This is a genomic window from Microbulbifer sp. (assembly GCF_036563125.1).
GTDB lineage: Bacteria > Pseudomonadota > Gammaproteobacteria > Pseudomonadales > Cellvibrionaceae > Microbulbifer.
In genome coordinates, this window is record NZ_DATCMV010000094.1 from 1 (window position 1) to 5868 (window position 5868).

Annotated in this window: 5 protein-coding genes; 1 reads left to right on the forward strand and 4 read right to left on the reverse strand. The window is 56.3% G+C overall.

Features of this window, described 5'->3' with window-relative positions; genetic code table 11:
- Positions 1-428: 428 nt before the first annotated feature.
- The 4 genes from pssA to VIL80_RS07810 form a co-directional block, all read right to left on the reverse strand.
- The gene (gene pssA, locus VIL80_RS07795) at positions 429-1307 is read right to left on the reverse strand and encodes a CDP-diacylglycerol--serine O-phosphatidyltransferase (RefSeq protein WP_332035557.1); all 879 of its coding nucleotides are present in this window, start codon (positions 1305-1307) and stop codon (positions 429-431) included.
- 120 nt (positions 1308-1427) lie between these two features.
- Positions 1428-2453 (reverse strand): ketol-acid reductoisomerase, encoded by a 1026-nt coding sequence (gene ilvC, locus VIL80_RS07800; RefSeq protein WP_332035558.1) that lies wholly within the window; start codon positions 2451-2453, stop codon positions 1428-1430.
- A gap of 83 nt (positions 2454-2536) precedes the next feature.
- The gene (gene ilvN / locus VIL80_RS07805) at positions 2537-3028 is read right to left on the reverse strand and encodes an acetolactate synthase small subunit (protein WP_138236883.1); all 492 of its coding nucleotides are present in this window, start codon (positions 3026-3028) and stop codon (positions 2537-2539) included.
- Positions 3029-3043: 15 nt separating this feature from the next.
- On the reverse strand, positions 3044-4780 hold the full coding sequence (locus VIL80_RS07810; RefSeq protein ID WP_332035559.1) for an acetolactate synthase 3 large subunit: 1737 nt from the start codon (positions 4778-4780) through the stop codon (positions 3044-3046).
- A 574-nt stretch (positions 4781-5354) separates the two neighbouring features.
- Here VIL80_RS07810 and VIL80_RS07815 point away from each other — a divergent pair.
- On the forward strand, positions 5355-5846 hold the full coding sequence (locus VIL80_RS07815; RefSeq protein WP_332035560.1) for a DUF4124 domain-containing protein: 492 nt from the start codon (positions 5355-5357) through the stop codon (positions 5844-5846).
- Positions 5847-5868: the final 22 nt, after the last annotated feature.

Genomic DNA, 5868 nt, shown 5'->3' on the forward strand with positions numbered 1-5868 from the left:
AAACCCTTACAAATCAAGGTCTTTCGAAGCGCTGACCACCTCTCGGTGATCTCGAGAAGGGCGCGCATTATATCGAGCCACTCTCGCTTGGCAAGCTGTTTTTTGACTTTCGTTCACCAGGGGAAACCCCTTGAAAATCAACAACCTATCTTGCCGTTCTCGCCACCTCTGCAGCGGCGAGGGCGCGAACTATACGAATCCACCCCCTGCCCTGCAAGCACTTTTTTGAAAAAAGTTCACAGCCCTTGCAGTCACTCATTTTATGGCGATAAACACCCTACGCCATGGGCCGCCCTGCAGTTAGCCGGGGAATCTTTCAAGAGTAGTCTGGCGGGGAGAAATTGCCAAAAGCGAGAGAGGGAAGTCCGGCCAAGTTCGGAATTACTCGGCCGGACAAGTTCAGACGGGGTTAACTAGTGGTACCGAGCTCAGCTTTTCTCATCATCCTTGTCGACGACTGCTGACTGTGACGGTTCAGACTGCAGCTGAGCCTTGCGCCGCTCCCGCACGCCCTTCCAGGCCCACATTACAGGCCCCGAAAAGGTGTAAATGACCGCGATCACTAACAACACTCTTGGTGGATCAATGGTCACCAGACTGAACACAAGGATGATAACCAGCAACATGACGAAGGGAACACGACCCTTGAAGTCCAACTTCTTAAAGCTCGAGTAATGGAAATTGGAAACCATCAACATACCCGCAGCTACGGTTACCAGTGCCGCGACGATGGCGAGACCGGTGCCGACTTCCGCGTCGTGCCCCGCCCACACCATGCTGGCAACAATGGCCGCAGCTGTCGGGCTGGCAAGCCCGATAAATACCCCCTTATCAACGGTATCTACCTGGGTATTAAAACGCGCAAGTCGCAACGCCGCGCACGCGGCGTAAAGGAACGCTGCCGCCCATCCAAGCTTGCCGAGAGGCCCTAGCCCCCAACTAAATACCACCAGCGCCGGTGCCAACCCAAACGACACCATGTCGGAAAGCGAATCGTACTGAACGCCAAACGCGCTCTGGGTGTCTGTCAGACGGGCCACCCGACCGTCCAGTCCATCCAGGATCATGGCGGCAAAAATCGCGATTGCCGCAGCTTCGAAGTTACCTCCCATTCCGGCAACGATCGCATAAAAACCACTGAACAGAGCACCAGTAGTAATCAGGTTGGGCAGGAGATAGACACCTTTGGCCCGGACCTTTTTACCAGTGGCCGATACCTCCTCTTCGATATGCTCATCGACCGGCAGGCGGATCTCCTCCTCGACGCGCGGGCTTTCTGATCCCGGACCTTCCTGTTTTTCGCTCATACAGCTTCCTTCCAAAATCCTGTGAGGTTTGTATGCCTGAGAGTGTACAGTGACGCGCCAGCAAAAAAAAAGGCGGCGGGACCGATAGGTCCCGCCGCCTTTTCAACCAAAGCCCAGCGGTCAGCTGTTGCCTTCGGTCTTGTCGATGATCTTGTTCGCCTTGATCCAGGGCATCATTGCGCGCAGCTTGGCACCAACCTCTTCAATCTGGTGCTCACTGCCGATGCGACGCTCAGCTTTCAGGCGGGGCTGACCTGCGAGGGACTCCAGCATGAAGTCCTTGGCGAATTTACCGGTCTGAATATCTTTCAGAACGCGCTTCATTTCCGCCTTGGTCTCTTCGGTAACAATGCGCGGGCCGGTGACATAGTCGCCGTACTCTGCGGTATTGGAGATAGAGTAGCGCATATCCGCGATGCCACCCTGATACATCAGGTCGACGATCAGTTTAAGCTCGTGCAGACATTCGAAGTACGCCATTTCCGGCGCGTAGCCGGCCTCAGTCAGGGTTTCGAAGCCAGCCTGCACCAGCGCGGAAACACCACCACAGAGTACCGCCTGCTCACCGAACAGATCGGTTTCGGTTTCTTCACGGAAGTTGGTTTCGATGATACCGGAGCGACCGCCGCCATTGGCGGAAGCGTAGGACAGCGCCAGCTCTTTAGCATTGCCAGAAGCGTTCTGGTATACGGCGATCAGGGTCGGGACACCGCCCCCTTCCATGTAAGTGGAGCGTACAGTGTGACCCGGGCCTTTCGGGGCGATCATGATCACGTCCACATCTTGCGGCGGCTGGATCAGTTCAAAGTGAATGTTGAAACCGTGCGCGAATGCCAGGGCAGCGCCCGCCTTCAGGTTCGGAGCAACCTGCTCACGGTAAACCGCAGCCTGGTATTCATCCGGAGCCAGGATCATCACCACGTCGGCATCTTTAACCGCATCGGCCACTTCGGCAACACGCAGACCGGCCTTTTCTGCCTTGGCCCAGGATGCGGAACCCTTGCGCAGACCGACAACCACATTATTCACACCAGAGTCTTTCAGGTTGTTCGCGTGGGCGTGTCCCTGGGAACCATAGCCTACGATGGCGACGGTTTTGGATTTGATCAGAGAGAGGTCACAATCTTTATCGTAATAAACTTGCATAACTTACTTCCTGCTTTAAGTACTTTAAAAGGTCATTCCGCGCTGCTTGCTCAGCACAGATGAATTCACTGTGGGTTCGACGTTCAAATACTGAGAACTTTCTCGCCGCGGGCGATCCCCGAGACACCGGTGCGAACCACTTCCATAATGGTGTGCTCACCCAGTGCCTGTAAGAAAGCGTCCAGTTTTTCACTGGTACCGGCCACCTGCACCGTGTACATATTGCTGGTGACATCGACGATCTGGCCGCGGAAGATGTCCACACTGCGTTTGACTTCATCCCGCTGGGCACCGGTCGCGCGCACCTTAACCAGAAGCAACTCGCGCTCGATGTGCGAACCTTCGGTGAGGTCCACCAGCTTAACCACATCGATCAACTTGTTCAGATTCTTGGTGATCTGTTCGATCTTGTGGTCGTCCCCGATGGTGGTCAGCGTCAGACGCGACAAGGTCGCATCCTCAGTAGGCGCTACAGTGAGACTTTCAATGTTGTAGCCTCGCTGGGAAAACAGGCCCACTACCCGCGACAACGCACCGGGTTCGTTCTCCATCAGAACTGAAATGATTCTGCGCATTTTGTTTACCTCCCTTTACGTCCGTTCCGTCTTGCTGAGCCACATATCCCGCATGGAGCCATTCGGCATTACCTGCATGGGGTAGACGTGCTCGGTCGGATCTACGTAAACATCGATAAACACGGTGCGATCCTTGATCGCGAAGGCCTCGGCCAGCTTGCCGTGCAGCTCGTCGCGATGCTCGATCTTCATACCCAGATGGCCATAGGCTTCAGCCAGCTTGATGAAGTCCGGCAGGGACTCTTCATACACACTGTTGGACAGGCGACCTTCGTACTGCATTTCCTGCCACTGCTTCACCATCCCCAGAGCCTGGTTGTTCAGACACAGAATCTTTACCGGCAGGTGATACTGGGTCGCAGTGGACAGTTCCTGGATACACATCTGGATACTGCCTTCACCGGTCACGCACACAACTTCAGAATCCGGGAATGCCATTTTCACCCCCAGCGCCGCCGGCAGGCCAAAGCCCATGGTGCCGAGGCCACCGGAGTTGATCCAGCGACGGGGCTTGTCGAACAGATAGTACTGCGCGGCAAACATCTGGTGCTGACCGACGTCGGAGGTTACATACGCATCGCCCTTGGTGATCTCGTGCACCGCGCGAATCACTTCCTGCGGCATGATCATGTCGCCATCGGTGCGGTAACGGGGAGCCGTGTAGAGACCATGACGCTCGCGCCAGTCGTCGATCTGGCGCCACCAATCCACAATCGCGGACTGATCCGGCATCTCCCGGGATGCCTTGAGCATCTCCAGCATTTCCTTCAAAACAGACTGCACCGTACCCACGATGGGCACATCGGCAGTGATGGTTTTGGAAATGGATGCCGGGTCCACGTCGATGTGGATAACTTTGGCTCCGGGACAGAACTTGCCCGGGGTGTTGGTAACCCGGTCATCAAAGCGCGCACCCACCGCAAGAATCACGTCCGCGTGGTGCATTGCGGTATTGGCCTCGAAGGTACCGTGCATGCCCAACATACCAAGGAAGCGCTTGTCGGTACCCGGATAGGCACCGAGCCCCATCAGGGTATTGGTTACCGGGAAGTTCAGGTGCTGGGCAAGCGCGGTCAGCAGATCCGCGCCATCCCCCTGCACCACCCCACCGCCGGCGTAGATAACCGGGCGCTTGGCAGACAGCAGCAGCGCAACCGCCTTGCGGATCTGGCCGGTGTGGCCTTTGCCCGCCGGGGTATAGGAGCGCATGCGCAGTTTTTCCGGATATTTGTACGGAAAACGATCCACCGGATTGGTGACATCCTTGGGGATATCGATCACTACCGGGCCGGGGCGGCCGGTGGAAGCAATATAGAAGGCCTTCTTTACGACCTCGGGAATGTCTTCGGCGTTCTTCACCAGGAAACTGTGTTTCACGATCGGCCGCGAGCAACCGACCATGTCGGTTTCCTGGAAGGCATCTTCGCCAATCTTGTCGGAAGGCACCTGACCGGAAATCACCACCATTGGGATGGAATCCATGTAGGCGGTGGCAATGCCGGTGATGGCATTGGTGGCACCGGGACCGGAGGTCACCAGCACCACACCGGTCTTGCCGGTGGCGCGGGCATAACCGTCCGCAGCGTGCGTGGCGCCCTGCTCGTGACGCACCAGCACATGCTTGATGCCCTTCTGGCGAAAGATGGCATCGTAAATATGCAGTGCCGAACCGCCAGGGTAACCGAATATCAGGTCTACCCCTTCATCCTGCAGCGCGCGAACCAACATATCGCCGCCGGAGAGTAATTCCACTTGAGCCCCCTCAAAATTTCCCAATTCTTAGGACCTGCATCATCCACAGGCCACAGAAAACCATGTAGCGCGAAAGCCAGATGGCGATTCTAAAGGAAAAGCGTGATAAATATCAGCCTTAAACGCAGATTTAGCCCGTTTTTTAGGATAGCTTCACGGGTACACCAAATTGCGCGGAACCCGACCGGCAGAAATCATTGAGAGATCCGGGGTGCAGGTGCCAAGGCCTCCAGATGGGGAGGGCCTCCTCGACAGGAGGTGGTGGGCGCTTAACCCACCGGAGAGCGCATGCGAACCACAGGGGTGTTGTGGTGGCATCTACTTCGCCGAGAGAACAACAAATTGTCCAGCTTGAGCCTTGGGTGTCAATAGAAGAAGAGAGTTTTGCTCCATTATGGAGCGGGGTTTTGAGCACAGTTCAAACCGCAAGCCTGAATCCTGTAGAACAAACTGTTAACCCCGTCGCGAGTTATCCCCCGCAGCCCGTTACAATCGGGACTTACAAGTTGCGCGCAATACGGTAGTGTTAGCCACTGCGGGCACAACACAGACAACAACACAAGGCAGTTCCTTCATGCGCAGCGTCATTGCAACCCTGATCCTCGGCATAGGATTGGCGGCAACGGTTCAGGCAGACGGCATCTACAAATGGGTGGATGAAAACGGGGTAGTACACTTTGGCTCGCAACCGCCGAAGCGGGAGCAGGTGGAAGTCGTCAAGGCCCCCAAGTCCGACCGCTTCAAGCAATGGCAGCAGGAGCAGAATGCACAGATAGCTGAACGCAAGTTGGCCACTGAAGCAGCTGATAGCGGTAATTCGGAAAGTACACCTGAATCGCAGCCGAAAACCGACGACGATCAATCGGCAAAGCAAGCGCAAGCGCGTGCCGCAGAGATGGCAGCCCGCGAGCTGCGCTGTCGCAATGCCCAGGCCCGCCTGCAGGAACTCCAGGCCCGCCCAAGGGTGCGCGAAGTCGATGCAAATGGGAACTACCGGGTGCTCGCAGAGGAAGAGCGCCAGCAGCGTATCCGGCAGACCAAAGACCTGCTGCAGAACGACTGTTAAGGCCGAAATTACTCCCTTGAAG

Excerpts from the sequence above, each read along its gene's own strand:
- ilvN (WP_138236883.1), bottom strand. The coding sequence starts at position 3,028 with ATGCGCAGAATCATTTCAGTTCTGATGGAGAACGAACCCGGTGCGTTG.
- pssA (WP_332035557.1), bottom strand. The coding sequence starts at position 1,307 with ATGAGCGAAAAACAGGAAGGTCCGGGATCAGAAAGCCCGCGCGTCGAG.
- VIL80_RS07815 (WP_332035560.1), top strand. The coding sequence starts at position 5,355 with ATGCGCAGCGTCATTGCAACCCTGATCCTCGGCATAGGATTGGCGGCA.
- ilvC (WP_332035558.1), bottom strand. The coding sequence starts at position 2,453 with ATGCAAGTTTATTACGATAAAGATTGTGACCTCTCTCTGATCAAATCC.